This window comes from Ochrobactrum sp. PL_is483 (genome assembly GCF_055816855.1).
Genome location: NZ_JBVPGS010000037.1, coordinates 65,046 through 90,726, shown reverse-complemented (window position 1 = coordinate 90,726; position 25,681 = coordinate 65,046). Strand labels below are relative to the sequence as shown.

Annotated in this window: 24 protein-coding genes; 11 read left to right on the top strand and 13 right to left on the bottom strand. The window is 58.8% G+C overall.

Annotated elements, in window-relative coordinates:
- Positions 1-25: 25 nt before the first annotated feature.
- On the bottom strand, positions 26-775 hold the full coding sequence (locus AC0TNJ_RS14155) for a 3-deoxy-manno-octulosonate cytidylyltransferase (RefSeq protein ID WP_121987042.1): 750 nt from the start codon (positions 773-775) through the stop codon (positions 26-28).
- 246 nt (positions 776-1,021) lie between these two features.
- Here AC0TNJ_RS14155 and AC0TNJ_RS14150 point away from each other — a divergent pair, with 246 nt between their 5' ends.
- From AC0TNJ_RS14150 to AC0TNJ_RS14120, 7 genes are all read left to right on the top strand, one after another.
- A complete protein-coding gene (locus AC0TNJ_RS14150; RefSeq protein ID WP_473771451.1) occupies positions 1,022-1,666 on the top strand; it encodes a c-type cytochrome in 645 nt (214 codons plus the stop codon).
- 146 nt (positions 1,667-1,812) lie between these two features.
- Positions 1,813-3,681 (top strand): extracellular solute-binding protein, encoded by a 1,869-nt coding sequence (locus tag AC0TNJ_RS14145; RefSeq protein ID WP_473771450.1) that lies wholly within the window; start codon positions 1,813-1,815, stop codon positions 3,679-3,681.
- Positions 3,682-3,693: 12 nt separating this feature from the next.
- A complete protein-coding gene (locus tag AC0TNJ_RS14140; protein ID WP_473771449.1) occupies positions 3,694-5,568 on the top strand; it encodes an extracellular solute-binding protein in 1,875 nt (624 codons plus the stop codon).
- Positions 5,569-5,601: 33 nt separating this feature from the next.
- The gene (locus AC0TNJ_RS14135; protein ID WP_122002934.1) at positions 5,602-6,699 is read left to right on the top strand and encodes a microcin C ABC transporter permease YejB; all 1,098 of its coding nucleotides are present in this window, start codon (positions 5,602-5,604) and stop codon (positions 6,697-6,699) included.
- Positions 6,699-7,835: an ABC transporter permease gene (locus AC0TNJ_RS14130; RefSeq protein ID WP_122002933.1), complete on the top strand. Its 1,137-nt coding sequence runs from the start codon at positions 6,699-6,701 to the stop codon at positions 7,833-7,835. Before AC0TNJ_RS14135 ends, AC0TNJ_RS14130 begins: the two co-directional genes overlap by 1 nt.
- A 23-nt stretch (positions 7,836-7,858) precedes the next feature.
- Entirely contained in the window at positions 7,859-9,484 is a 1,626-nt protein-coding gene (locus AC0TNJ_RS14125) for an ABC transporter ATP-binding protein (protein WP_473771448.1), read from the top strand.
- Positions 9,481-10,437, top strand: a complete 957-nt coding sequence (locus AC0TNJ_RS14120) for a 2-hydroxyacid dehydrogenase (protein WP_473771447.1) — start codon at positions 9,481-9,483, stop codon at positions 10,435-10,437. Before AC0TNJ_RS14125 ends, AC0TNJ_RS14120 begins: the two co-directional genes overlap by 4 nt.
- A gap of 110 nt (positions 10,438-10,547) precedes the next feature.
- Here the strand turns inward: AC0TNJ_RS14120 and AC0TNJ_RS14115 are convergent, their stop codons facing one another.
- The 12 genes from AC0TNJ_RS14115 to AC0TNJ_RS14060 all read right to left on the bottom strand — a co-directional run bounded on the left by AC0TNJ_RS14115 (position 10,548) and on the right by AC0TNJ_RS14060 (position 22,137).
- Positions 10,548-10,964: an aconitase X swivel domain-containing protein gene (locus AC0TNJ_RS14115; RefSeq protein ID WP_473771446.1), complete on the bottom strand. Its 417-nt coding sequence runs from the start codon at positions 10,962-10,964 to the stop codon at positions 10,548-10,550.
- A complete protein-coding gene (locus tag AC0TNJ_RS14110; protein ID WP_473771445.1) occupies positions 10,961-12,220 on the bottom strand; it encodes an aconitase X in 1,260 nt (419 codons plus the stop codon). Before AC0TNJ_RS14110 ends, AC0TNJ_RS14115 begins: the two co-directional genes overlap by 4 nt.
- Positions 12,221-12,222: 2 nt before the next feature.
- Positions 12,223-12,993: a molybdopterin-synthase adenylyltransferase MoeB gene (locus AC0TNJ_RS14105; RefSeq protein WP_473771444.1), complete on the bottom strand. Its 771-nt coding sequence runs from the start codon at positions 12,991-12,993 to the stop codon at positions 12,223-12,225.
- A 50-nt stretch (positions 12,994-13,043) separates the two neighbouring features.
- A complete protein-coding gene (recF, locus tag AC0TNJ_RS14100) occupies positions 13,044-14,198 on the bottom strand; it encodes a DNA replication/repair protein RecF (protein ID WP_122002927.1) in 1,155 nt (384 codons plus the stop codon).
- Positions 14,199-14,209: 11 nt separating this feature from the next.
- A complete protein-coding gene (dnaN, locus tag AC0TNJ_RS14095; RefSeq protein WP_112588530.1) occupies positions 14,210-15,328 on the bottom strand; it encodes a DNA polymerase III subunit beta in 1,119 nt (372 codons plus the stop codon).
- A gap of 205 nt (positions 15,329-15,533) precedes the next feature.
- Positions 15,534-17,117 (bottom strand): chromosomal replication initiator protein DnaA, encoded by a 1,584-nt coding sequence (gene dnaA / locus AC0TNJ_RS14090; protein WP_122003115.1) that lies wholly within the window; start codon positions 17,115-17,117, stop codon positions 15,534-15,536.
- Positions 17,118-18,022: 905 nt separating this feature from the next.
- Positions 18,023-18,289 carry a 30S ribosomal protein S20 gene (rpsT, locus tag AC0TNJ_RS14085; RefSeq protein WP_122002926.1) on the bottom strand — a complete coding sequence of 89 codons (267 nt, stop codon included), beginning with the start codon at positions 18,287-18,289 and terminating at the stop codon, positions 18,023-18,025.
- A gap of 258 nt (positions 18,290-18,547) precedes the next feature.
- Entirely contained in the window at positions 18,548-19,321 is a 774-nt protein-coding gene (locus AC0TNJ_RS14080) for an enoyl-CoA hydratase (RefSeq protein ID WP_473767462.1), read from the bottom strand.
- Positions 19,322-19,497: 176 nt separating this feature from the next.
- Positions 19,498-20,379 (bottom strand): bifunctional DNA-formamidopyrimidine glycosylase/DNA-(apurinic or apyrimidinic site) lyase, encoded by an 882-nt coding sequence (mutM, locus tag AC0TNJ_RS14075; RefSeq protein ID WP_473771443.1) that lies wholly within the window; start codon positions 20,377-20,379, stop codon positions 19,498-19,500.
- 76 nt (positions 20,380-20,455) lie between these two features.
- Positions 20,456-21,004, bottom strand: coding sequence for a TadE/TadG family type IV pilus assembly protein (locus AC0TNJ_RS14070; RefSeq protein ID WP_122002925.1), 549 nt, complete (start codon positions 21,002-21,004; stop codon positions 20,456-20,458).
- A 32-nt stretch (positions 21,005-21,036) separates the two neighbouring features.
- A complete protein-coding gene (locus AC0TNJ_RS14065; RefSeq protein WP_473771442.1) occupies positions 21,037-21,612 on the bottom strand; it encodes a TadE/TadG family type IV pilus assembly protein in 576 nt (191 codons plus the stop codon).
- Positions 21,613-21,717: 105 nt separating this feature from the next.
- Positions 21,718-22,137, bottom strand: coding sequence for a pilus assembly protein N-terminal domain-containing protein (locus tag AC0TNJ_RS14060; RefSeq protein WP_473767465.1), 420 nt, complete (start codon positions 22,135-22,137; stop codon positions 21,718-21,720).
- A gap of 302 nt (positions 22,138-22,439) precedes the next feature.
- Here AC0TNJ_RS14060 and AC0TNJ_RS14055 point away from each other — a divergent pair, with 302 nt between their 5' ends.
- The 4 genes from AC0TNJ_RS14055 (at position 22,440) to AC0TNJ_RS14040 (ending at position 25,673) form a co-directional block, all read left to right on the top strand.
- Complete coding sequence (locus AC0TNJ_RS14055; RefSeq protein WP_473771441.1) at positions 22,440-22,619, top strand: Flp family type IVb pilin; 180 nt, start codon at positions 22,440-22,442, stop codon at positions 22,617-22,619.
- Positions 22,620-22,675: 56 nt separating this feature from the next.
- The gene (locus AC0TNJ_RS14050; RefSeq protein ID WP_473771440.1) at positions 22,676-23,200 is read left to right on the top strand and encodes an A24 family peptidase; all 525 of its coding nucleotides are present in this window, start codon (positions 22,676-22,678) and stop codon (positions 23,198-23,200) included.
- Positions 23,201-23,337: 137 nt separating this feature from the next.
- The gene (cpaB, locus tag AC0TNJ_RS14045) at positions 23,338-24,153 is read left to right on the top strand and encodes a Flp pilus assembly protein CpaB (protein WP_122002920.1); all 816 of its coding nucleotides are present in this window, start codon (positions 23,338-23,340) and stop codon (positions 24,151-24,153) included.
- On the top strand, positions 24,150-25,673 hold the full coding sequence (locus AC0TNJ_RS14040) for a type II and III secretion system protein family protein (protein WP_473771439.1): 1,524 nt from the start codon (positions 24,150-24,152) through the stop codon (positions 25,671-25,673). The genes cpaB and AC0TNJ_RS14040 overlap by 4 nt, the downstream gene beginning before the upstream one ends.
- The last annotated feature ends 8 nt before the right edge of the window (positions 25,674-25,681 follow it).

Below are 25,681 nucleotides of genomic sequence, written 5' to 3'. Positions count from 1 at the left end.
CTCAATTGCCGCCAAACGACGGTCGTCAGATACCCTTTGCGACAAGAAGGCGCGCGCGGTCAAGATCGGCCTGCGTGTCGACGCCGAGCGGCACCGTCTTCACCAGTTCCACATCGATGCGCATTCCAGCTTCGAGCGCCCGCAATTGCTCCAGTTTCTCGCGCTTTTCCAGCGGCGATGGCCCGAGCTTCACAAAGCGCTCCAGCGCCGAGCGGCGATAGGCGTAAAGGCCGATATGGTGATAGAGCGGACCTTCACCATAGGGGGCGGTTGCGCGAGTGAAATAGAGCGCGCGCAGGCGGCTGTTGCCTGCCAGCGGCGAGCCGACGATCTTCACCACGCTCGGATTGGTCTTTTCCGATTCTTCCTCGATTTCGACGCCGAGCGTCGCAATGTCGGCAGGTCCGTCTTCCAGCGGCAGAAGCGCGCGCCGGATGATGTCGGGATCGATGGTCGGCAGATCGCCCTGAACGTTCACGACCGCATCGACCTCACCCGCCGGATCGACTTTCAAAAGCGCTTCGTAGATGCGATCGGAACCGGATTCGTGATCCTCGCGCGTCATGATGGCTTCATGGCCATGCGCGGTCACGACCGAAAAAATCTCCTCGCTGTCGGTTGCAACCACCGTCCGGCCCAGTTTTGCAGCCGCGGCACGATCAGCCACATGGACGATCATCGGCTTGCCGCAAATATCGGCAAGCGGCTTGTTCGGCAGGCGCGTGGAAGCCATCCGTGCGGGAATCAGCGTGAGGGTCTTTAAGGTCTGCAACATGATGGCCTCTTGAGAAGAATAAGGTCGCGAACGCCTTGTAACGCGCTTTGCCGGAGCTGGAAATGCATCAAAAGTGTCAAAAAGTCACGGGTCCGGTCACCCTTATAGGTGTTGCATCGCCCTGGCAAAAGACCTAGTTTCCGCCCGATGCCGGGGAGAGAATTGCGACCTTTATTAAAGGCTTGCATGCCGGCTAGGAGAGCGTTCTCGGGGAGAGCGTTTTGGTAGAGGGAGCGCTGACCGGCGATGAATTCAACCCGGACTAACAAGTTTATCATGGCTTTTCTGGCAACGGTGTTCGTTGTCATGACGACGGGCATCCTGTCCGATTCGCTGTTTCATTCGCCTGTGCCTGAAAAGCCGGGCTTTGCCATCGAAGCGGCGGAAGCTTCGACTGGCGAAGGGGGCGCTGCACCGGCCAAGGAAGAAGTTTCCATTGCGACGCTGCTGCAGTCTGCCGATCCGGCGCGCGGTGAAACCGTGTTCAAGCGTTGCGCTGCATGCCATACCAGTGAAAAGGGTGGCGCCAACAAGGTCGGTCCGCATCTGTGGGATGTCGTGAACCGCCCGGCTGCCTCCGTTGAAGGTTTTGGCTATTCGGCTGCGATGAAGGAATTCGGCGCTGCTGGCAACAAGTGGGACTTTGAGCATCTCAACAAGTTCCTGACCTCGCCGAAGGGCTTCATCAAGGGCACGGCCATGGGCTTTGCCGGCGACAAGAAAGACAATGAGCGCGCCGATCTGATCGCTTATCTGCGCACGCTGTCCGACAATCCGGCTCCGCTGCCGGCCGCTGATGCGGCGCCTGCTGAAGGTGGCGATGCAAAGCCGGCCGAAGGCGCACCGGCAGGCGGCGAACAGAAGCCTGCGGAACCGGCACCGGCGAATTAAGCCGACGACACACAATGACGATCAAAGCCCGGCTCGCCGGGCTTTTTTCTTGCTCCCATCAAATTTATTGCCCGCATGCCTTTCTTCCTCCGCAAAATCCCATAAGACTTCTCCTAATATATCCGAAACAGGAACGGAGAGGCTGGATGAGAGCTTTTTGGGCGGGTGCGTTCGCGGTGGCCATGCTTGCGAGCACGGTTTCAATGGTTCGCGCAAATGACGCGGAACCCCAATGGCGATATTCTTCCAGCCTGCTTGGCGAGCCCAAATATCCAGCCGATTTCAAGCATTACGACTATGTGAACCCCGATGCCCCGAAGGGCGGCACGCTGAACATGGTTGCCGTCGGCACCTTCGACAGCCTCAATCCATTCGTGGTGCAAGGGGTTCCTGCCGCAGGACTGTCGGACTTCGGCGGCGGGATGCTTTACGATACGCTGATGACGGATTCGGTCGATCAGGCCTCGACCCAATATCCTGTGATCGCCGAGGCCCTGCAATATCCCGACGATTTTTCCTGGGTGAAGTTCAAGCTCAATCCGAACGCCAAATGGCATGACGGACAGCCAATCACCGTCGATGACGTGATCTGGTCGTTTGATGTGCTGAAGAAGCAGTCGCCGCTATACAACAAATATTATGGCGACGTGGAGAAGGCGGAAAAGACCGGCAAACATGAGGTGAAATTCACCTTCAGCCAAAAGGGCAACCGCGAATTGCCGCAGATCATGGGGCAGCTTGCCGTTCTGCCCAAGCACTGGTGGGAGGGCAAGGATGCGCAGGGCAGGCAGCGCGACATCACCCGCCCGACGCTCGAAATCCCGCTCGGCTCTTCCGCCTATAAGATCGAGAGCGTGACGCCCGGACGCTCCATCACCTGGGCGCGCGTCGATGATTACTGGGGCAAGGATTTGGCCGTCAATGTCGGGCGCAACAATTTCGACCGCCTGCGTTATGAATATTATTTCAACGAGGATGCGACCTGGGAAGCCTTCAAGAAGGGCGGACAATATGATTATCGTCTGGAAAACCGCGCGCAACGCTGGGCCGAGCAGTATAATTTCCCCGCCGTGCAACGCGGCGATGTCATAAAGACGTCGTTCCCCTACCATGCGGTCGGGCGCATGCAGGGTTATTTCCTCAATATGCGCCGCGACAAGTTCAAGGACCCGAAGGTGCGTCAGGCGCTGACCTACGCCTTCGACTTCGAATCGATGAACCGCCTGCTGTTCTTCAACCAGTACAAGCGCATCAACAGCTATTTTGCAGGCAATGAACTGGAACTGAGCGGCCCGCCGACGCCCGCAGAACAGGCCATTCTGGAAACGGTGAAGGATTCGCTTCCTGCCGATGCGCTGACCAAGGAATTCAAGCTGCCAGTCTATGACACGCCGCAGGCGACGCGGGAAAACCTGCGCACCGCGCTGAAACTCTTTTCGGAAGCGGGCTGGACATTGCAGGGCAACAAGCTCGTCGACGCCAAGGGCAATCCATTCACCATCGAGTTTCTCGGCAAAGACCCGACAGACGAGCGCATCTACAATCCATTCGCGGCAAGCCTGCGCAAGATCGGCATCAACGCCACCGTGCGTATCGTCGATACGGCGCAATTTCAGGCACGCGTCAATGATTTCGACTATGACGTGATTACTTCCGTCATCCCGCAGACGGCTTCACCGGGCAATGAGCAGCGCGACATGTGGGGCTCCAAGGCCGCCGACTTCAAGGGCAGCCGCAACTATGCGGGTATCCAGAACCCCGCCATCGACAAGCTGATCGACCGCGTCATCTATGCCAAGGACCGCGATGAGCTGGTCGCCTCCTCCCATGCGCTCGACCGCGCGCTTCTGTGGAACTATTACGTCATTCCGCAATGGTATTCCGACAAGATCAATGTGGCTTACTGGAATAAATTCGGAATGCCTGAAAAGCAGCCCGACTATGTTGGGATTGACCCGTTCTCCTGGTGGATAGACCCTGCGAAGGAAGCCAAACTCAAAACCGGCAGTGAATGAGGGCCGACGAGAATGACAATCCTTCGCATGAACCGCCGCCATTTTCTGGGGCTTTCTGGAAGTGCTGCTTTTGCGGCCTTCCTGCCACCGAGGGCCTTTGCCGACATACCGACGGGCAAGGCGCTGCACGGACTTTCGGCTTTCGGTGACCTGAAATACGGTCCCGATTTTCAGCATTTCGACTATGCCAGCCCCGAAGCGCCGAAAGGCGGCACATTCAACTTCGCACCGTCATACTGGGTCTGGAACCAGAATACCGACACGTTCAACACGCTCAACACTTTCACCTTCCAGGGCGACGCGCCGCCGCGCATGGAGCTGACCTTCGATACGCTGATGGCTCCAGCGCTGGACGAACCCGATTCAGTCTATGGCCTGATCGCGGAAAGTGCGACACTTTCCAAAGACCGGCGCAGTTGCACCTTCAAGCTTCGCAAGGAAGCACGCTTTCACGATGGCTCGCCGATCGAGGCGAAGGACGTGGCGTTCACCTATACGACCATCAAACAGAAAGGCCATCCGAACCTGCGCCAATATCTGGCAGGCGTGGAAAAGGTTGAGGCTACCGGCAAACGCGAAGTGCGCATGCGTATCGGCGAGGGGCGCGGCGCGAACGCCCTTCTCGATGCCGTGCTGGTGCCGATCCTGCCGGAAAGCTGGTTCAAGGATCGCGACTTTGAAGCCACGACCATGGAGCCGGTGCTCGGTTCCGGCGCCTATAAGGTCGGAAATTTCGCCGCCGGTCAGTTCATCGAATATGATCGCGTCGAAGATTATTGGGCGAAGGACCTGCCGGTGCAGAAGGGCTCCAGCCATTTCGACCGCATTCGCATCGAATTTTTCCGCGATCGCCAGCCGCAGTTCGAAGCCTTCAAGAAAGGCAGCATCGATTATCGCGAGGAGCTTGCTTCCAAGAACTGGGCGACGGCCTATGATTTCCCGGCCATCCAGCAGGGAAAGGTCATCAAGCGCACCTTTCCGCCGGAAAAGCGCCCGCTGATGCAGGCCTGGGCGCTGAACCAGCGCCGCGAACGGTTCCGCGATCCGCGCGTGCGTGAGGCAATTACGCTCTGCTTCGACTTCGAATGGACCAACGAGCATCTGTTCTACAATATCTATAGCCGTGCGCAGTCCTGCTTTCAGGGATCGGATTTTCAGGCAAGCGGCCTGCCGACGCCCGATGAGATGAAAGTGCTGGAACGCTATCGCGGCAAGCTGCCCGACGCCATTTTCGGCGAAGCCCTGCTGATGCCGGTATCGGATGGATCGGGACGCGACCGGAAACAGTTCGCAGAGGCCATCAAGCTGTTGGAGGAAGCCGGTTTCGAGCGCAAGAACGGCCAGTTCCACGACAAGAATGGATCGAAATTCGCGCTCGAAATCCTGAGCAATTCGGAGGGGTTCTCCCGCATATACAACCCCTATGTGCAGAAACTTCGCGCCATAGGCATTGATGCGAGCCACCGGCTTGTCGATGCAAGCCAGTACCAGGCACTGGTGCAGGATTTCCAGTTCGACATGGTGGGCATGGCGTTGCAGTTCAGCCCGACACCGACCCAGGAATCGCTTGCCGGCACATTTGGTTCCGAATCGGCCAGAATGCCGGGCAGCTACAACCTTCCCGGCACGGAAGATCCGTTGATCGACGCGCTGATTGCGGATATCGGCGCAGCTTCGACGCGTGAAGAACTCGTCGCCACGATGCGTGTGCTCGATCGGTACTTGCGTATCCGGCGCGACTGGATTCCAAATTGGCTAGGAGCGAATCATCTCGTGGCCTATTGGGACCGGTTCGGTTTCAAGGAGCCGAAGCCCGACTACGGCTTCCCTGTCGAGACCCTGTGGTGGATTGATAAAGAAAAGGCAGAAGCTGTTGGCAAGCCATAAGACTGATCTGAACCTGCGGAGAAAAACCGGCTGATGGGCGCTTATATTCTCCGCCGTCTGCTTCTGATGATTCCGACTATTTTCGGCATCATGGCCATTTCCTTCGCCGTCGTTCAGTTCGCCCCCGGCGGTCCGGTCGAGCGGGTAATCGCGCAATTGTCCGGTCAGGGCGGCGATGCTCTCGACCGCCTGTCCGGCGGTGGCGGCGATTTTGGACAAAGTGCCGTCGATAGCGGCTCGGTCAATTCCAAATATCGCGGCGCGCAGGGGCTGGACCCGCAATTCATCGCCGATCTGGAAAAACAGTTCGGTTTCGACAAGCCCCCGCTGGAACGTTTCGGCCAGATGCTGTGGAACTATCTGCGTTTCGATTTCGGGCGCAGCTATTTCCGCGATATCAGCGTGATCGATCTCATCAAGGAAAAAATGCCGGTTTCGATCTCGCTCGGCCTGTGGCTGACTTTTCTGTCCTACATGATCTCCATACCGCTCGGCATTCGCAAGGCGATCAAGGACGGCTCGCGCTTCGACACCTGGACCAGCGCCGTCATCATCGTCGGCTATGCTATCCCAAGCTTTCTGTTCGCCATCCTGCTGATTGTGCTTTTCGCGGGCGGCTCGTTCTTCGACTGGTTCCCGCTGCGCGGCCTCACTTCGCCCGATTTCGCGCAGATGTCGTTCTGGGGCAAGATCGGCGACTATCTGTGGCACATGGTTCTGCCGGTGACAGCACTCGTGCTTTCCGCCTTCGCGACGACCACGCTTCTGACCAAGAATTCGTTTCTGGAGGAAATCCGCAAACAATATGTGACGACAGCCCGCGCCAAGGGGCTGACCGAGAATCAGGTTCTCTATGGTCACGTCTTCCGCAACGCGATGCTGATCGTGATCGCCGGTTTTCCGGGTGCCTTCATTTCGGCTTTCTTCACCGGCTCGCTTCTGATCGAAACCATCTTCTCGCTCGACGGGCTTGGCCTCCTTGGCTACCAGTCGGTCATCAACCGCGATTATCCGGTGGTCTTCGCCAATCTCTTCATCTTCTCGCTGATCGGCCTGCTGGTCGGCCTCCTGTCCGACCTCACCTATACGTGGATCGATCCGCGCATCGATTTTGACCGGAGGGACGTGTGATGACCGACACCACCCTCGCCACCGCAAAGCCGGTAAAACGTCCGTTTCTGTCGCCGCTCAACAAGCGCCGCTGGCAGAATTTCAAGGCAAACAAGCGCGGTTACTGGTCGCTGTGGATTTTCCTGTTCCTGCTTGTCGCAGCCCTTTGTTCCGAATTCATCGCCAATGACCGGCCTATCCTCGTTTCCTACAAGGGGGAGTTGCTGGCCCCAGTCTTTGTCGATTACCCGGAAGAAAAATTCGGCGGCTTTTATGCCGTCACCGACTATCGCGATCCGGTGATACAGGACGAGATCAACAATAATGGCTGGGCTATCTGGCCGCCGATCCGCTATTCCTACAACACCGTGAACAGCGAGATACCAGAAGCGGCCCCGTCGAAGCCATTCTGGCTTTATTCGCCGGAAGAACGCTGTCAGCGCTACAGCCAAGGCGTGAGCGATCCCAACTGCCGTTTCGGCAATTTCAACCTGCTCGGCACTGACGATCAGGCGCGCGACGTCTTTGCGCGCGCGCTCTACGGTTTCCGCATTTCTGTGCTTTTCGGCCTGATCCTCACCTTCTTCTCGGCAATAATCGGCGTGACGGCGGGCGCGGTTCAGGGCTATTTCGGCGGCTGGGTTGATCTTCTGTTCCAGCGTTTTATCGAAATCTGGTCCTCGATCCCGGTTCTCTACCTGTTGCTGATTATCGCGGCGATATTGCCGCCCGGCTTCTGGGTGCTGCTCGGCATCATGCTCCTGTTCTCATGGGTGGCCTTCGTCGGCGTCGTGCGCGCTGAGTTTTTGCGGGCGCGAAATTTTGAATATGTGAATGCGGCGCGCGCGCTCGGCGTGAAGAACGGCACCATCATGTGGCGGCATCTGTTGCCCAACGCCATGGTCGCCACACTGACCTTCCTGCCTTTCATCCTCAACGGCTCGATCACCACGCTCACCTCGCTCGACTTCCTCGGCTTCGGCCTGCCGCCCGGTTCGGCTTCGCTGGGCGAACTTCTTGCGCAGGGCAAGAACAACCTTCAGGCGCCGTGGCTCGGCATTACCGGCTTCGTCGTCATCTCGCTGATGCTGTCGCTTCTGATCTTCATCGGGGAGGCAACACGCGACGCCTTCGATCCGCGAAAGGCATTTCAATGAGTGGGCCAATGAGTGGCGGATCAATGAACAATCCTCTCCTGTCCGTCCGCGATCTGTCGGTTGCCTTCCGCCAGAATGGCGAGGAACGCATTTCCGTAGACCGCATATCCTTCGATATCGCCGAAGGCGAAACGGTAGCACTCGTCGGCGAATCGGGTTCGGGCAAATCCGTCTCGGCCCTGTCGATCCTGAAACTGCTGCCCTACCCTTCCGCCAGCCATCCTTCCGGGGAAATTCTTTTCAACGGCAAGGATCTGATGAAGGCTTCGGAGCCGGAACTGCGCCGCGTGCGCGGCAACGACATCACGATGATCTTTCAGGAGCCGATGACCTCGCTCAATCCACTGCACAGCGTGGAGCGGCAGATCGGCGAAATCCTGAAAATGCACCAAGGCATGGGCGACGCCCAGGCACGGGCACGCACACTTGAACTTCTGCACGAAGTCGGCATTCGCGAACCGGAAAAGCGCCTGTCCGCTTTCCCGCACCAGCTTTCCGGCGGACAGCGCCAGCGCGTCATGATCGCGATGGCCTTGGCCAACAAGCCGAAACTGCTGATTGCCGACGAGCCGACCACCGCGCTCGACGTTACCGTGCAGGCGCAGATATTGAAGCTGCTTGCCGAACTGAAAGCCGTGCAGGGCATGTCGATGCTGTTCATCACCCACGATCTCGGCATCGTGCGCAAGATCGCCGACAAGGTCTGCGTGATGAGCAAGGGCAAGATCGTCGAGGCCGGTTCGACGCAGGACATTTTTGAGAACCCGCAGCACGCCTACACCAAGCACCTGCTTGCCGCCGAACCGAAAGGCGAACCGCCTGCTGCCGATCCCGCCGCGAAAACGGTGATGGAAGGCAAGGACATCCGCGTCTGGTTCCCGATCAAGAAAGGTTTCCTGCGCAAGACCGTCGACCATGTGAAGGCGGTAGACGGCATCGACGTGACCTTGCGCGCCGGACAGACGCTCGGCGTGGTGGGCGAATCGGGTTCCGGCAAGACGACGCTTGGTCTGGCGCTTTCGCGCATGATCTCATCCAAGGGCGAGATCAATTTCGACGGTCGCGACATCGCCAAATACAGCTTCAAGGACATGCGCCCGCTGCGCCGGGAAATGCAGATCGTGTTTCAGGACCCGTTCGGCTCGCTGTCGCCGCGCATGACCATCGCCGACATCATTGCCGAAGGGCTTCTGGTGCACGAGCCGAAACTTTCCGCAGACGACCGCGATGCGCGTGTCGTTGCGGCTTTGAAGGAAGTGAACCTCGATCCTGAAACCCGCTTCCGCTATCCGCATGAGTTTTCCGGCGGCCAGCGCCAGCGCATCGCCATTGCACGCGCTCTTGCGCTGAACCCGAAATTCGTCATGCTGGACGAGCCGACCTCGGCGCTTGACATGAGTGTGCAGGCGCAGGTTGTCGATCTGTTGCGCGCATTGCAGAAGAAGCACGATCTTGCCTATCTTTTCATTAGCCACGATCTGAAAGTGGTGCGGGCACTGGCCAATGATGTGCTGGTGATGCGCAACGGCAAGGCAGTCGAATATGGCGCGGCAAAGGATGTTTTTGCCAATCCGCAGACCGATTATACCAAGGCGTTGATGGCTGCCGCTTTCCACATGGAAGCAACACAGGGAGGGGTAAAACAATGAGCGAAACCAAGGGCAATATTCTTCTCGCGATCACCGACTGGGACCCGGAAATCTGGCTGAAGACGTTTCGGGATCACGCGCCTGACCGTCCGGTAGTGACGGATCGCACAGAAAACGACCCCTCCATCAAATATGCGTTGGTGTGGAAGCAGAAGCCGGGCTCGCTTGAGAAGCTGCCCAATCTGAAAGTCATCTTTTCGCTGGGTGCGGGCGTCGATCACGTCTTCCGCGATGACCAGATTCCCGATGTGCCATTGGTGCGCATCATCTCTGACGATCTCACCATGCGCATGACGGAATATGTCGTCTGGCAGGTGCTGGACCACCACCGTCTCGGACAGCGCTATCGCAAGCAGCAGCAGAACCATGTCTGGCACGAAGATCGCCGCCAGCCCGCCGCGCATGAAGTGACAGTCGGCATCATGGGCCTCGGCGTATTGGGTCGCGATGCGGCGGAAAAGCTGAAAACGCTTGGCTTCAACGTGACCGGCTGGAGCCGCCGTCCGCAGGAGATCGATGGCGTACAGACCTATCACGGCAAGGACGGCTTTGGGAAATTCCTCAAGACGCCGGATATCTTCGTCTGCCTGCTGCCGCTGACGCCGGACACGAAGGGCATCCTCTCCATGTCGATGTTCGCGCAATTGAAGAGTGACGGGCCGCTCGGCGCGCCGGTGCTGATCAATGCCGGGCGCGGCGGATTGCAGAATGAGGCGGATATTCTGGCCGCGCTCGATCGCGGTCTTCTGTCGGCAGCGTCGCTCGATGTGTTCACGCAGGAACCGCTGCCAACCAGCAGCCCGCTTTGGGACCATCCGCGCGTGACGATCACCCCGCATGCGGCGGCAAGCTCATCGGCGACCGCTCTTGTGCCGCAGATCATCCGCCAGATCGAAGCTTTTGAGCGCGACGGGACGCTGGAACACGTTGTGGATCGCAACACGCAATATTAGAGCCGCCTATGCGGTCTCTTTTCCCTCATCCTGAGGAGCCTTCTGAGTTTGTCGAAAGGAGGCGTCTCGAAGGGCGAGGGGAAGCGCGGCGACAGCGAAAATACACGGGTTTAAGGAGCGATCCAGATAATTCCATCCTCGCCGACCGTCACCCGATGGCCGGCGAGTTGCTTTTGCGCCTCACGATCAAGTTCAATGGCAATCGGCACACAATGCCCCATTTCACGGGCGACGATCAGGCCAAGCAGCAGGATCGCATCCGGCTCATGCAGGACAATGGCCGCAGGCGCATGGCCGCTATGGACAAGCTCCAGAAGCACCGCCGCCGCCGATGACGACCCGATGGTTCCCGGCAGGCACAGCACGCGCCCGGCGATGCTCTGTCCATGCTCGGGATGGCGCACATCGGCAATGCGACCACTCTTGGGATCGACACCGCCCCAGAAACTGATCGGTGCGGACAAGACCAGCGCCTCAGCCTCCGCGCCTTTTCCGGCAACAAGGATCGTGGTTTCGAGCCTGCTCATGCCGCTTGCCCTTCAAAAATGGGACGCCCTGTGACCGCACTTTCCACGCATTCCTCCAGCGAGCCATAAAGCACCCCATAGCCGGTATTGCCGGGTGCATAATGGGCGAACTTGCCGGAATTGGTCATCAGGACGGCATCATTCTTAGCTGGCAAAATAGGCGTTACCACCACGCATGTATCGGCGACGATGACGACGCCCGCCTTCTCCAGCGCCTGCCTGCGCCCGCCCTTTTCCAGTTCAGCCAGCGCATGGCGCCCAGTGCAGGCATAAAGCGGCACGGCGAGCTTGCGTTCCGCGATGGCGCGCTCCAGGCGGTCAAATTCCGCTATCGAAAGATGCGGGCTGCCGATGGCGACCGCATCGATATGATCCACCCGTTCGACCGTCGAAAGCCGCTTGCGCGTCATCTCGATCATGTCTCGCGTGACCCGAATGACACCTTCCGGCTTCTGATGCTGCAAGGCCGTTTCAAGATCGGGCGCTTCCGGCGTCACGCCCGCGATATGGAACAGGCCGACGGCACCAACCGACGCCGACGCCGCACCGAAAGCCTTGAGATCGTCCTCATCGGGATGGACAGGACTGCCAGCGACGACACCGATATTCGTGCCCACGCTGCGCCCGAACAGATTGCCGAGAATGGGCCAGGCCACTTCAGAGCGTAGGAAGGCGGGATCAATGGCGGAAATATCGAGCACCACCGTAGCGCGGCGGTTTTCCGGGCGGTGCAGGCCATAATCCGGCGCGCGGCCTGCAATGGCGCAGGCGATATCGAGAAAATCGCCATAGCGATTGGTGCGCGCGCCCAGAACCGAATTGCAGAAGACGACTGCATTGGATTCGCCCCAAGCCACATCCGTGCCCTTCTCCGGGCGATGTCCCGCCTGATAGGGAGCGCAGGTCCATGTCGGTTCACAGCCGAGCTTGATATAGGCGCGCATCATGCGCCTGGCCATATCCGCCTCGTGAGCCGGCAAATTATTTCGCGAACAGCCGGTCAAATCGATGGAACCGACATTGAGCGTGGAGCGCACCTTCACCTTCGCGCCGCCCTCTACCAGCTTCTCTGCAAAAAGCGTTCCGCTGTCGCCATGATAAAGCGCGCCATCGATATGGGCGGATGCGACCGGAATGAGATGCGGAGCGCCCATTAACCGTGCCGTGTCGGCCACGATGCGCATGGCCATCGCAGCGCCTTCGCCCTGTTCTCCGGCAGCGATGGAACGCTCTTCATCGGTTAATGTCAGCGCCATGCTCAGCCCTTCTTGCGCGCCTTGTAACGAATGGTCTCAAAACGGACATTGAGCGCATTATAGAGCAGCAAGCGACCGACCAGCGGCTCGCCGATGCCGGTAATGAGCTTGATCACCTCCATCGCCTGCAGACTGCCGATGACACCGGGCAGCACACCGAGGACGCCCGCTTCCGCACAGGTCGGCACCGTTCCCGGCGGCGGCGCTTCCGGGAAGAGATCGCGGTAGGACGGGTTGGGCCTGCCGTCTGCGCCGGTTGCATAGGGCATCAGCACCGTGACAGTGCCATCGAAACGGCCCATCGCGCCGGTGACCAGTGGGCGCCCGACTTTCGCGGCGGCATCGGCCAGAATATAGCGCGTGGTGAAATTGTCGGAACCGTCCACCACAACGTCATAATTGCCGATCAAGGCTTCGACATTGTCCGCATCGAGGCGAAGCTGGTGGCCTTCAACCTTCACATGCGGGTTGATGCGGGCAATGGTGGCAAGCGCGCTTTCCACCTTGGGCTGGCCGACGCTTTGTGTGTCGTGAATGACCTGACGTTGCAGGTTCGACAGCGACACCGTGTCGTCATCGATGATGCCGAGCGTGCCGACACCGGCAGCCGCCAGATATTGCAGCACCGGCGCGCCAAGCCCGCCAGCACCGACAATCAGCACGCGGGCGGCCTTCAGCTTCTGCTGGCCCGGACCGCCGATTTCCGGCAGCACGATATGGCGCGCATAGCGTTCAAGTTCTTCGGATGAAAAGGGCTTCGATGGTGCGTTCATGATGGCCGAACATATGCCTCTACCGACGCGCTGTCAGCGGAAATTTTGCCTCATATCCGTGTCAGTTGACCGGCCGCGACATTGAAAAACTGCGCCTCGCCTTCAAGCGCTTCGAAAAGCGCGCGATCAGTGCCGGTCATGAAAGCCTGTCCGCCAAGTTCATCGAGAATGCCGAACAGGGCAGCACGGCGTCCCGTATCGAGATGCGCGGCGATTTCATCGAGCAGGAGGATCGGCGCCATACCGGAAAGTTCTGCCGTCAGCCGCGCATGGGCAAGCACCAGACCGATCAGCAATGCCTTTTGCTCGCCGGTGGAACAGAGCGCGGCGGGCATGGATTTAGGCCTATGCTGGACGATCAGGTCGGTGCGATGCGGACCATCAAGCGTGCGGCCCGCGGCCCGGTCGCGCGCACGGCCATCACGCAGAATGCGGCGGAAATCTTCTTCGAGGTCAAGCGCCGCCTCGACATTGATTCTCTGCTCCAGCGCGCCTTCCAGAAAGCAATCGGCCTTCGGAAACGGTCCTTCAGCGGGAAGTCGTTCGATCATCGCCGCGATCAGACGCATGGCCTCGGCGCGGGCGGCTGCGATGGCTATGCCAAGTTCCGCCATCTGGCTTTCAATCGCATCCAGCCATTGGTCGTCATTGTTGCCGTCGCTCAGCAGACGATTGCGGCTACGCATCGCCTTCTCATAATCAAGCACACGCTTGCCATGGGCAGTGTCGATGGCGAGCACCATGCGGTCGAGAAAACGCCGCCGATCAGAAGCGCCGCCGGTGAAAAGCCCGTCCATGGACGGCACCACCCAGAGAATGCGCGCATAATCAAGCAGATCGTCGCCGGAAGCGGCAATACCATTGATACGGACCCTGCGGCCACCCTCGCCGCCGCCCGCGGTTCCGGTCCCGATTTCCGCCTCGCCATAGATCATGCAGTCGAGCGCGGCGTGGATTGCAAAACCGTCCAGCGAATTGGTGCGCGCCACATCGTCATAAGCGGCGCGCCGCAGACCGCGCCCCGGCGACAGAAAGGAAACCGCTTCGATCAGATTGGTCTTGCCGGAACCGTTTTCGCCGGTCAGCACCACGTGACCGGGGCCAAGCGGCAACGACAATTCCGCATAATTGCGAAAATTGGAAAGTTTAAGCCGCCGGATCGAAACGCGATCCGGGCGGCTTTGATCAGGCTCGGGCCTATTCACTTTTCTGGTCTTTAAACACGCATAGGCATGAGCACGTACAGCACATCGTCATCACCCGTGTCGCGCACCAGTGTCGGCGAACCGGCATCGGCCAGCATGAAGACCGCATCCGAACCCGAAAGCTGGCTGGTAATGTCGAGCAAGTATTTCGAGTTGAACCCGATATCGAGCGGATCGGCATCATAGTCCGCAGCCAACTCGTCGGTTGCGCTGCCGGAATCCGGGTTGTTGACGGTGAGCGTCAGCTGGCCATCGGCAATCGAAAGCTTGACCGCGCGGCCACGTTCGCTCGAAATGGTCGAGACGCGATCCACGGAGGCCGCAAATTCCTGGCGGCCGATGGTAAGCTTCTTGTCGTTGCCGGACGGAATCACACGCTGGTAATCCGGGAAAGTGCCGTCGATCAGCTTCGAGGTGAGGACGACCGATCCAACCGTGAAGCGAATCTTGGCATCCGACAGCTCAACCGTAACGACCACATCCGGCACGTCGACCAGCTTCTGCAGTTCGGCGACCGTCTTGCGCGGGATGATGATGCCCGGCATGCCTTCCGTGCCGGACGGCGCTTCCAGTTCGGCGCGCGCCAGACGGTGACCGTCGGTCGCGACAGCGCGCAGCTTCAGCGCCCCATCGCTTTCGATGGCGTGGAAGAAAATACCGTTCAGATAATAGCGGGTTTCTTCCGTCGAGATCGCGAACTGCGTGCGATCGATAAGACGCTTCAGCGCCTGTGCCTCGATGCGGAACGAGTGAGTGAACGCGCCTGCGGTCAGTTCCGGGAAGTCAGACTGCGGCAGGCACTGCAGGCGGAAGGATGATTTGCCGGAGATGACCGACATGGAACCGCCATCCGGGTTGGTCGAGAGCATGACTTCGGCACCGTCCGGCAGCTTGCGGACGATGTCATAGAGGAGATGCGCGGGAACCGTGGTGGCACCAGCCTGCTCCACCATGGCGGCAGTCGCTTCATTGACCTCAAGATCAAGATCGGTGGCTTTCAGCGCGAGGCTTGCGCCCTCGGCCTGCAAAAGCACGTTCGACAGAATCGGTATCGTGTTGCGGCGTTCCACGACGCGGTGGACGTGGTTGAGAGATTTGAGAAGGTTCGATCGCTCTAGGGTAACACGCATGTTCAAACGCACTCGCTCGCTGGGACAGGCCAACTGCATCTGACGGGCAGGCAGGCGGCCCCTGTCGATAAGGCGCCCGGGGCGCCAGAAGGTCCGTTAAAGTGGCAGATTTTTAAGGAGAAAAGCAAGCCCGCGCCGTGTCGGAAAGCGACAGGGCCCGGGCTTTTTGTTGATAACCGCCGTTGATAGCGGGGAAGGTTACCGATTAGGCTGCCTGATCGTTGATAAGACGCTTCAGAAGTTCGAGTTCCTGCGCCAGCTTGGTATCGGCACCGACCAGATCCTCGATCTTGCGCACAGCATGAAGAACCGTGGTGTGATCGCGACCGCCGAAGCGGCGACCGATTTCCGGCAGCGAGCGGGGCGTCATCATCTTGGCGAGATACATCGCCACCTGACGCGGCTTGACGATGGTGCGCGTGCGGCGGTTCGACAGCAGGTCCTGCTTCGAGACATTGTAATGGCGCGCCACGATGCGCTGGATTTCCTCGATGCGGATGCGCTTCGGCTCGCCAACGCGGGTCAGATGGCCGAGCAACTCATCGACGCGGTCGATGGAAATATTCGGCTCGAAAGACTGGCGGAACAGGAGCTGGTTGAAAGCGCCTTCCAGTTCGCGGCCCGATCCGGTGACGGTGCGGGCAACGTGCGAGAGAATCTCTTCGCCGATGGTGAGGCTCGGATCTTCCGCCTGTGCAGCGGCCAGACGGCGGCGCAGCATTTCGACCCGCATTTCATAGTCGGGCGCCGCCACTTCGAGCGCAACGCCACCCTGAAGGCGCGAACGGACGCGCACGTCAAGCGATTCCAGTTCGGACGGCGCGCGGTCTGCGGCAACCACGACCTGCTTGGCGCTGTCGAGCAGCGTGTTCAGGAGATGGCAGAATTCGTGCTGGATCGACTTGCCCTGCAGGAACTGCATGTCGTCGATCACGAGAAGATCGATATCGCGAAGCTGCTCCTTGAAGGAAAGCGCGTTGTTGTCGCGAATGGCGGTTGCAAAGCGCCACATGAAATATTCAGCCGTCAGATAGACAACGCGGGCCTTTTCCTGGCGCTGGAGTGCGGCGGCGGCGATGGCCTGCAGAAGGTGAGTCTTGCCGAGGCCGACAGAAGCATGGATGAAGAGCGGATTGAAGCGCACGGCGCTGGAACCGGCTTCGGCGATGGTACGGGCGGCGGCAAGCGCCACGCGGTTCGACGCGCCGTCGACAAAGCTGTCGAACGTATAGCGCGGGTCGAGCGGCGAACCCAGAACCGCGCCGGAGGCCGTTGCCGATTCCGCGACCACCGCGGAGCCTCGTTTTTCACCAGCCGCTTGGCCGCCAAAAGACTGGCCGATCGGGAAGACCACCTTTTCGCGCGGAGCGACGACAGGCTTGGCGTCCGCTGCGTCACAGGCTTCCACGGGAGCGGCGCTGCGTACCACGCGGCTGACGCCGCGAACCACCACTTCGACTTTCAGAATCTGCGGGTTTTCTTCCTGCCACAGCTCGGTCAGCAGTTCGGAATAATGATTGTTGATCCAGGAGCGCAGAAATGCCGTCGGAACCGACAGGCGGACAATGCTCTTGGAAATGTCATCAAGCTTCAGACGACCGAACCAGCTGGAATAAATCTCGGTACCGACGCGGGCTTTCAGCTTTGCCGAAAGGCGCTCGAAAACCTCGTCACCTGCATTGCCGCTCAACTCGACCAGGCTCTTGTCATTTCCGCTAGCAGAAGATCCGTGGATACGGTTCGCATGTGCATCATCACCCATCGTTGCCGTCGATTTGCCGGTCATCATTGCCATCGTCTCGCCTGCCTTCACATCCGTACGCGCCGTTTTCTGACGCTTGTCATTTTTTCCTGTCCGAACCGCAGATTTATCATCCGTCTGGCCAGCAGGTACTCACTCACCAAGCCCGGCTCTGAAGCTCTGGGCCCAACACAAACTCAAACGGTCCCATCAGGACCAACACCCGGATACTCCTTCCCGGCGACCTTTTTACGACTCACAACACTTTTACCGGAGGCTGATTGCCCGGAAAGAAATCCGCCACAACCATTCAATTGTCGGGGACATGCCTAAAACGGCATTCCGGTTAATGAATGGTAAGCAATCAACCATGAGGATCGGGACCTTGAGACCAGAATATAACACCCGCGGGCTGTGACGCCCACGCCGACAAACTCGTTATTTGATGCTAACTCCGGGCCGATGGCCCACCCCTCTTATGCCCTGACTTTAGCGAAGCCCGACTGCAAAGGGCAAGCCTCAGAAAACCACATTTTTTTGCCAAAAGCTCTTGCAGGCCCTCCCCATAACAGGGGGGAATCGGACGCCAGCGAAATAACACCTTTGGATTCAATGCGTTTTCATAGGACAATTTTTAGGTGGTCCTGATATGTTCCGTCCGAAAAATAAATTTAAAAATATTTCTTGACTCAAACACCCTTCCGAGTCCCTAAACCAGCCTGTGGATAACAGTGGATAAGAATCTGCAACTATTTGAAAATACTAATTAAATATCGCCGCAGACGATTGACATCCTTTAAAAAAAATCCAGCTAGCCATTGAAATATCTCTTCAATTCCAGGTGGAGAGAAAGAATGCCGTTTGCCCGAAAAATGCTCAAAAAAGAAAACCCGGCTAACAATGAGCCGGGTTTCGAAACCAATCCATTAGAATGGATGAATATTTAGGCGTACTTAGGCGCTCAGAGCCTTAACGCGCTGAGCAAGGCGGGAAACCTTGCGCGAAGCGGTGTTCTTGTGCATCACGCCCTTGGTAGCAGCGCGCATCAGTTCAGGCTCAGCAGCCTTGAATGCGACTTCAGCAGCCTGCTTGTCGCCGCTCAGCAGAGCGTCTTCCAGCTTGCGCACGAAAGTGCGAACGCGCGAACGGCGGGACTTGTTGATTTCGGTGCGGGCAGCGATCTTGCGCACTGCCTTCTTGGCCGAAGGAGTATTGGCCATAAATGCCTCTCTTTTTTCTGTCAGCTAGCCAGGGGCAAAAACCGCCGGGCACAAAACCTCTAGGGCAGCCGAGAAAAATCCTTTGGGCCGCCGATCCGTGGGCGGGCTTATAGATCAGCTTTGGCGCGGCGTCAACGTGGATTCTGCCCCGAAGCGCGATCAAAAAGCCGCAAACCCGGCCCGGAAGTCCCTCCAGCGCGGCTGGGAGGCTTCCGGAAAGTCCTGTCAGGGGCGGCCATTGAACCGCCAGCCGGTCAATCAGCGATTCTTGAACGACGGCGTCCGCTTGTCGATGAAGGCCGCCATGCCTTCCTTCTGGTCTTCGGTCGCGAACAGCGAATGGAACTGGCGCCGTTCGAAGCGAAGCCCCTCGCTCAATGTCATTTCATAGGTACGGTTGACCGCTTCCTTGGTCATCAGCACCGACGGACGCGAGAAGGAGGCGATGCGTTCGGCTGCCTTCAGCGCCTCTTCCAGTAGTTCTTCCGGTGCGACGACCCGGGAAACGAGGCCGCTGCGTTCAGCTTCGGCCGCGTCCATCATGCGCCCGGTCAGGCACATATCCATGGCCTTGGACTTGCCGACATAGCGCGTGAGACGCTGCGAGCCGCCCATGCCGGGCATGACGCCGAGCGTGATTTCCGGCTGTCCGAATTTCGCATTGCTGCCCGCGATGATGAAATCGCACATCATGGCCAGCTCGCAGCCGCCACCGAGCGCATAGCCCGAAACCGCCGCGATGATCGGCTTGCGGACGCGGTCCACCTTCTGCCAGTCGGCGAACATGTCCTGAAGATAGGCATCCACGAAATCGATCGGCTGCATTTCCTTGATGTCGGCACCCGCCGCAAAGGCCTTTTCGGAGCCGGTCAGCACGATTGCGCCGATCTTGCCGTCCGCATCGAAAGCACCAAGCGCCTCCGTCAGTTCGTCGAGCACCTTGCGGTTCAGCGCATTGAGCGCCTGCGGGCGATTGAGGCGGATAAGGCCAACGCCGCCGCGTGTCTCAACGATGATCGTTTCATAGGCCATGGATTTGAACTCCTCCTTCAACGGCTAGCTAGAGCACTTCCAGCAAAAGTGTGAAACGGTTTTGCGTTGGAAAATGCGACAAGACAAATAGTTAGAGCGGTTCGGCGATTCCGTTAAAATAGGAACCGCCCTCGTTGGCGGGCAAGGTGGACCGGCAGAACCACTTTTTCAAGCACTCATTGCTGGCAGGAGGCACAGAAAAAAGTCGAACGTCCAGATTGAACCGCCCGTTCCACAAAGCCGTTGCAGGCGGGATTTCGGCACGGCTCACCCTCGCGCCCATAGACGGAGAAGGCATGCTGGAAATAGCCGAGCGCGCCATCCACCTGAATGTAATCCTTGAGCGTGGAGCCGCCTGCGGCAATGGCTTCCGCAATCACCGTGCGGATGTCGGAAGCAAGCCGGTCCATGGTTTCGGGGTCCTGCGCCACGGACCCGGCGGCGCGCATCGGCGACAGGTGGCTGCGCCAGAGCGCCTCGCAGACATAGATATTACCGAGGCCGGCAATGAGGCGCTGATCGAGCAGCGCGGCCTTGAGAGGTGCCTTGCGGCCCGCGAAGAGTTCCGCCAGGACAGCGCCGGAAAGCAGATTGCCTGTCGGCTCTATGCCAAGGCCTGCGAGCAGCGGATGACTGTCGAGCGTGCCTTCTTCGGCAAAGAGCATGAAGCCGAACCGGCGCGGATCGTTGTAGACGATGCGGGCAGAAGCGCCATCGGCGCACCGGAGGTGAAACACCACATGATCATGCGCACTCAGCTTGGAACGCTCATGATGGAATTCGCCGGGCGTGCCGCTGCCATCATCGGTCTCGATGCGAAACGACCCCGACATGCCCAGATGGCTGATGACCGAAAGGCCGTCATCGAGATGGATGGTCAGATATTTCGCACGGCGGCCGAGCGCTGTGACACGCCGCCCGGAAAGACGTTCGACAAAGCGATCGGGAAGGGGAAAACGCAGGTCCGGTCGGCGCTGTTCGACCTTAGCGACGGTCGCGCCCTCCATAACGGGCTGCAGGCCACGGCGAACCGTCTCGACCTCTGGTAATTCGGGCATTGAAAACTGATCCTGAACAAGAGCCATGCATCGGCTTTGCCTTTATATGTTCAGTTTTATTCGCAATGCCAAGGGCTCAGCAATTGGTGCAGGGGATCGTGTTCGTGTAGCGTGGCGCCAGATAATAGGTTTCGCGCATCGGAATGCTCGTGGAAATCCATGCATTGAGCGGCTTGTAGTCGAGCTCGACATCGACCTTGATGAAATACGATCCCTCACTCAAGAGGTTTGACGGAAGATCGCCGACGGCACCCTTTTTTGCCGCGAAATCCGCGACATTGGCATAGGACCAGTCGACCTTCGGCGTAAGGTTCTTGGCAGTTGACGTGCCGTCGATCCTGATCGCGGTGATCCTTATCTTCGGGCTGCTCCGGCCATAGGGCAGAAGCGAGGCGCGACCGATATTGAACATATTGTTCAGATCTTTTGTCGTGACCGACAATTGGCGCGCAACCAGATCGGCAAGCACGCTCGCCGAGCGCGACACTTTCTTGTTGGTATCCACCCCGTCGGCAAGGTCGACGGAGCCCAGATAAATAAGAAGCAGAAGGGGCGCGATGAGCGCGAACTCAACCGCTCCCAAGCCGCGCCGGTCACTCAGAAATTTCCGAATATAATTACGCATTACAATTGGCCGCTCTGGTGATCGCTGTTGTTTCAGTTCGGAAAGGGTTCGTTCTGCCAGGTGACGGTTGCAAAGAGCGGCATGGTGCCGCCAGCCGCATGAGGACTTTTGACCAGATAAAGGATGTTCGTCAGCAAGGGCCAGGCGTAAACCACGTTGAGCTGGTTGATTGTCGAGGTTCCGCTCGTACCGGAAATGCCTGTCCGTGTGAGCCGGCCCTCATCATCGAGAATATCGTCCGTCGGAACCTTGTCGAACCCGTCATAGGTTCCCAGATTGAACGAAAGATTGGGACAGCCCGCAGCGACCATAAACTGCATTTGCTGGCAGAGTTCGGTTCGCAGGGCTTCCTCGCTGATCGGGGCGTCCTTGATCTGGATCTCGCCGATCTTTCCCGCCGTCTGCAACTTGCGCGCCACGCTCTCCGTCGCATTGGATATGACCTGACGCGCCGCAAAACTCACGCCGACTTCGATCGTCGCAAAAACGATGAGCAGGAATGGAACGATGAGCAGCGAGAACTCCACCACAGTCACGCCGTCTTGCGCGCGCGCGAACCGGCGCACGCCCTCACTCGCCCGCGCGAGATGACGTGCCAAAATCCCCATAGTCATAACCCCACCCAACTCCGCCTGAATTCGATTGGGCGTATCGTTACAACAGGACAACCTGAAAGAGTATTAACGGAAACCAGACCTCACACCGGAAGACGGCTATTTGTCATCAAAACCGTTTTTCGTGGAGGCTTTTTCGCAATAGGGCGTGCAGGAAAGCGTTTGCACTTCGGCCTGACGGTAAATTCGCGTCGTCCCGCGTGTATTGCGGGAAACCACCAGTTCGCGATCAAGGATCGGTTCGCCCTGCTTGTCCATCACAACAATATTGGTGACGCCGAAATCCCTGCCGGTCAGGACGATGGTCTGCGCGTCCTGAACGACCGCATCGGCAATCGACGGATTGCCGATCACGACGCTGTCGGCGGGACGGGCCAGCCGCAAGATGCGCGCCTGGCTGGTTTCAAGGGCAATATAGTCTTCCGCAGATGCCGGTGCGCCAGCAGAGACGGCCATGAATGCAGCGCCCATGGCCGACAGCATGCCCAAGCCACCCAAAGAAAACAAACGACGCGTCACGCGACATTCTCCCCGCTGATATAATGGGCCAAGCTCATGAAGCCCCATCAATATAATGAGCAAAGAATGAACGGGATTGGTGAAGGAAGGATTAAGTCGCCCCCCCCCATCAGTGCAGACCGCGCCCGCAATTCGCCAAAGATTAACCAATCGCGCGATTGTCGTCGCCTCACAAGCCCTGCAGCATTTCGTTAACCATACCCGTTAAGAAGGCCACAATTCCTCTCTCCTATGCTTCAGCACATCCGAAATTAAAGCGCACTTCCAAAAACCAGCGCAATCGGAACAGCGAGGAGCATGCGATGCCGACATTGATGACGCGTTTCATGAAGAACAGGGCCGGTTCGACAGCGATCGAATATGCACTGATCGGCACGCTCGTTTCCATCGCGATCATCAGCGGCGTCGCGCTCATGGCCGGCAGTGTCGGCGAAAAATTCAACGACACGGCAAGACAGTTCGAGCAGGCGACAAACCGCTAAGCATAAGCGAGCAATTCCGTGCAAACGGTGCGGTCACAGGCGACGCGGGGGCGGCAATGACAGCAACAGCCATGACGGCAATCTTCGCTCTGGCCATGGTGACCGCCATGATCACCGACCTGACGTCTATGACGATCCGCAACCGTGTTTCCATCGGACTGACACTCGGTTTTCTATTGCTCGCGCCACTTTGCGGCATTTCGCTTTCCGATTTTGGCTGGCATCTGGCGGTGGGCGGCATTGCGCTCATCATCACCTTTTTGCTCTTCTGCCTTCGCGCCATGGGTGGCGGAGACGCCAAGCTCATCGCGGCGACGGCCTTGTGGTACGGCCCCAATCCCGGCCTCATGGACTATATCGTGATGGTTTCGATCCTCGGCGGCGTGCTCACGCTCACGATCATTGTCTACCGGATGGCCCCGCGTCCGCTTCTGGCTGACCGCTTTGCCTTCATGGGAACGCTGGCCCGCAAGGACGTAGGCATTCCCTATGGCATTGCGCTCGGCGCTGCCGGTCTGTGGACGTTCCCGCTATCGCCGGTCGGAGAAACGATGAGAGCTTCCATGGCGGGGATATTTTGAGCGCATCAATGCGCAACGCCCACGTGTAATTTCAATCTTTCTTTATGCGAATAAGATTATATTAACCATAATTACACGATTGCCAGTGCAATTTTGGAACACGTCATCGAGGCGTGGGGATTTGCGCGGGGCACATCATGAAATCAGCTCGACTGCTCATTTTAGGAGTAGCCGTTCTTGCGGCTGGTGGAGCGGGCTATATTGCCATGAACCTCGCCACGCCGCCGCCTGCACCTGTCGTCGCCGCGCCTGAAGCCCCGCAGATCAAACTGGAGGACGTGCTCGTCGCCACCGAAAATCTTGGTGTCGGGGCAGAACTTACGTCGCAGATGCGTTGGCAGCCCTGGCCAGCAGAGGCCATCAGCGAAGGCTATATCACCCGCGCGAGCGAACCCGACGCCATCAACCAATTGAGCGGCGCCACGGTGCGGCTCCAGTTCTTCACCGGCGAACCGATCCGCAAGGCCAAACTTATCGGCCCCGGCCAGAGCTTCATGTCGTCGATCCTGCCGCCCGGCATGCGCGCCGTCGCGACGCAGATCAATGCCGAAAGCTCGGCTGGCGGCTTCATCCTCCCCAACGATTTTGTCGATGTCATCATGACTCGCCGCAAGCCGGACAGCGGCGATAAATCGCTAGCGCCTTTCACCACGGAAACCGTGCTGCAGAATGTGCGGGTTCTGGCCATCGATCAGGCCATTCAGGAAGACGAGCAGGGCCGCAAGGTCATGGTTGGCCAGACCGCGACGCTGGAAGTCACGCCAGAGCAGGCCGAAATCATCACCGTCGCCCAGCAGATGGCCGACCGCCTGACCCTGGCGCTTCGCTCGACGCAGGATGTTGAGGACAAGGATATCAAGCAGGCCGATTATCTGGTGTCTTCGCCCACTCGCAGCGGGACGATCAAGGTCATCAAATCCGGCAGCGTTACAGAAATAGGACCGCGCTCATGAGAAAAACAAACCGCGTGCGCCCGTATTCCGCAAAGATCGCGCTGTTAGCCGGCGCGCTTGCCGCCGTTTCCATGCCGCTTGCCGACATGACCGCAATGGCGGCGGCCGGCATCGTCAAGGTAGGCGGCCAGCAGCGTTCGCAGACGATCAAGCTTGGTCTCAACAAGTCGGTCGTTCTCGATCTTCCGCAGGATGCCTATGACGTTCTCGTCTCCAATCCTTCAATCGCCGATGCGGTGACGCGGACCTCGCGGCGCATCTATCTTTTCGGCAAGCAGGTCGGCCAGACCAATATCTTCGTCTTCGGTCCGAACGGCGAACAGGTTGCATCCATCGATGTCGAGATCGAGCGGGACGTGAGCGGGCTCTCGTCCCAGCTGAAGCGTCTCATTCCCGGTTCCGACATTCGCGTCGAATTGATCAACGACAATGTGGTGCTGACCGGAACCGTTCAGACCCCGCAGGATTCGGCGCAGGCGGCCAAGCTCGCCGGTCTTTTCGTTTCTGGCGGCGAGGCTACAACCGGCCAGTTCACCACGACTGCATCCGCGCCAACGGATGGCGGCGGCGTCGCCATCAATAACCCTGACTGGGGACGGCGCCAGAGCGCCATCGTCAATATGCTCACCATCGTAGGCGAAGATCAGGTGACATTGAAAGTCACCGTTGCCGAGGTGAGCCGCTCGGTCATGAAACAGCTTGGCGTCAATATGAGCGGCAGCGGCGTTTCGAACGGCATTTCCTATGGCGGGATTTCCGAGAGCATTGCGGGCGCCATTGGCAACAACCTGTCCGATACCGGCTTCGGCCTCGCGACGAGCAACTTTTCCGCCTATCTGCGGGCAATGGAATCGGCTGGCGTGATGAAGACCCTGGCCGAGCCGACGCTGACCGCGATCTCCGGCGAAAAGGCAGCTTTCAATGTCGGCGGCGAATATAATGTCATCAACAGCGTGACCTATGATGACGACGGAAAGCGCACCAATCAGCTGGCCAAGATCAACTACGGCATCGGTCTGGAATTTATGCCGACCGTGCTGGGGCCGGGACGCATCAGCCTGAAAATCAGAACCTCCGTGTCGGAGCCGACAACGGAAGGTGCGGGCACGACCAACAAGATGGAAGGCGTTGGCGCGAGCGTCCTGTCGCTGCGCAAACGCGTCGCCGACACGACGGTCGAGCTGCCGTCCGGCGGCTCCATGATGATCGGCGGCCTGATCCGCGATGAAGTGCGCCAGTCGGTTTCGGGCTTTCCGGGCCTTACCAAGATTCCGGTCCTGGGCGCGCTGTTCCGCAGCAAGGATTTCATCCGCAACGAATCCGAACTGGTGGTGATCGTAACGCCCTATCTGGCGCGACCTGTCGCCCGTCAGCAGCTTGCGCGGCCTGACGACAACCTCAACCCGGCCAGCGATGGCGCGGGATACATACTCGGCAAGGTCAATCGCGTTTACGGCACGATGGAAACCAAATTGCCGCCCGGTCGCTACAACGGCGTCGTCGGTTATATCTACAAGTGAGCGGGGAC

Bases quoted from the DNA above. Each gene is read 5' to 3' on its own strand.
- AC0TNJ_RS14130 (WP_122002933.1), top strand. From the start codon at position 6,699: ATGACCGACACCACCCTCGCCACCGCAAAGCCGGTAAAACGTCCGTTT.
- dnaA (WP_122003115.1), bottom strand. From the start codon at position 17,117: ATGATGACCGGCAAATCGACGGCAACGATGGGTGATGATGCACATGCG.
- AC0TNJ_RS14055 (WP_473771441.1), top strand. From the start codon at position 22,440: ATGCCGACATTGATGACGCGTTTCATGAAGAACAGGGCCGGTTCGACA.
- AC0TNJ_RS14040 (WP_473771439.1), top strand. From the start codon at position 24,150: ATGAGAAAAACAAACCGCGTGCGCCCGTATTCCGCAAAGATCGCGCTG.
- AC0TNJ_RS14150 (WP_473771451.1), top strand. From the start codon at position 1,022: ATGAATTCAACCCGGACTAACAAGTTTATCATGGCTTTTCTGGCAACG.
- AC0TNJ_RS14050 (WP_473771440.1), top strand. From the start codon at position 22,676: ATGACAGCAACAGCCATGACGGCAATCTTCGCTCTGGCCATGGTGACC.
- cpaB (WP_122002920.1), top strand. From the start codon at position 23,338: ATGAAATCAGCTCGACTGCTCATTTTAGGAGTAGCCGTTCTTGCGGCT.
- mutM (WP_473771443.1), bottom strand. From the start codon at position 20,379: ATGCCCGAATTACCAGAGGTCGAGACGGTTCGCCGTGGCCTGCAGCCC.
- AC0TNJ_RS14135 (WP_122002934.1), top strand. From the start codon at position 5,602: ATGGGCGCTTATATTCTCCGCCGTCTGCTTCTGATGATTCCGACTATT.
- AC0TNJ_RS14110 (WP_473771445.1), bottom strand. From the start codon at position 12,220: ATGGCGCTGACATTAACCGATGAAGAGCGTTCCATCGCTGCCGGAGAA.
- AC0TNJ_RS14120 (WP_473771447.1), top strand. From the start codon at position 9,481: ATGAGCGAAACCAAGGGCAATATTCTTCTCGCGATCACCGACTGGGAC.
- AC0TNJ_RS14080 (WP_473767462.1), bottom strand. From the start codon at position 19,321: ATGGCCTATGAAACGATCATCGTTGAGACACGCGGCGGCGTTGGCCTT.
- dnaN (WP_112588530.1), bottom strand. From the start codon at position 15,328: ATGCGTGTTACCCTAGAGCGATCGAACCTTCTCAAATCTCTCAACCAC.
- AC0TNJ_RS14105 (WP_473771444.1), bottom strand. From the start codon at position 12,993: ATGAACGCACCATCGAAGCCCTTTTCATCCGAAGAACTTGAACGCTAT.
- AC0TNJ_RS14065 (WP_473771442.1), bottom strand. From the start codon at position 21,612: ATGGGGATTTTGGCACGTCATCTCGCGCGGGCGAGTGAGGGCGTGCGC.
- AC0TNJ_RS14145 (WP_473771450.1), top strand. From the start codon at position 1,813: ATGAGAGCTTTTTGGGCGGGTGCGTTCGCGGTGGCCATGCTTGCGAGC.
- AC0TNJ_RS14125 (WP_473771448.1), top strand. From the start codon at position 7,859: ATGAACAATCCTCTCCTGTCCGTCCGCGATCTGTCGGTTGCCTTCCGC.
- AC0TNJ_RS14155 (WP_121987042.1), bottom strand. From the start codon at position 775: ATGTTGCAGACCTTAAAGACCCTCACGCTGATTCCCGCACGGATGGCT.
- AC0TNJ_RS14070 (WP_122002925.1), bottom strand. From the start codon at position 21,004: ATGCGTAATTATATTCGGAAATTTCTGAGTGACCGGCGCGGCTTGGGA.
- rpsT (WP_122002926.1), bottom strand. From the start codon at position 18,289: ATGGCCAATACTCCTTCGGCCAAGAAGGCAGTGCGCAAGATCGCTGCC.
- AC0TNJ_RS14140 (WP_473771449.1), top strand. From the start codon at position 3,694: ATGACAATCCTTCGCATGAACCGCCGCCATTTTCTGGGGCTTTCTGGA.
- AC0TNJ_RS14115 (WP_473771446.1), bottom strand. From the start codon at position 10,964: ATGAGCAGGCTCGAAACCACGATCCTTGTTGCCGGAAAAGGCGCGGAG.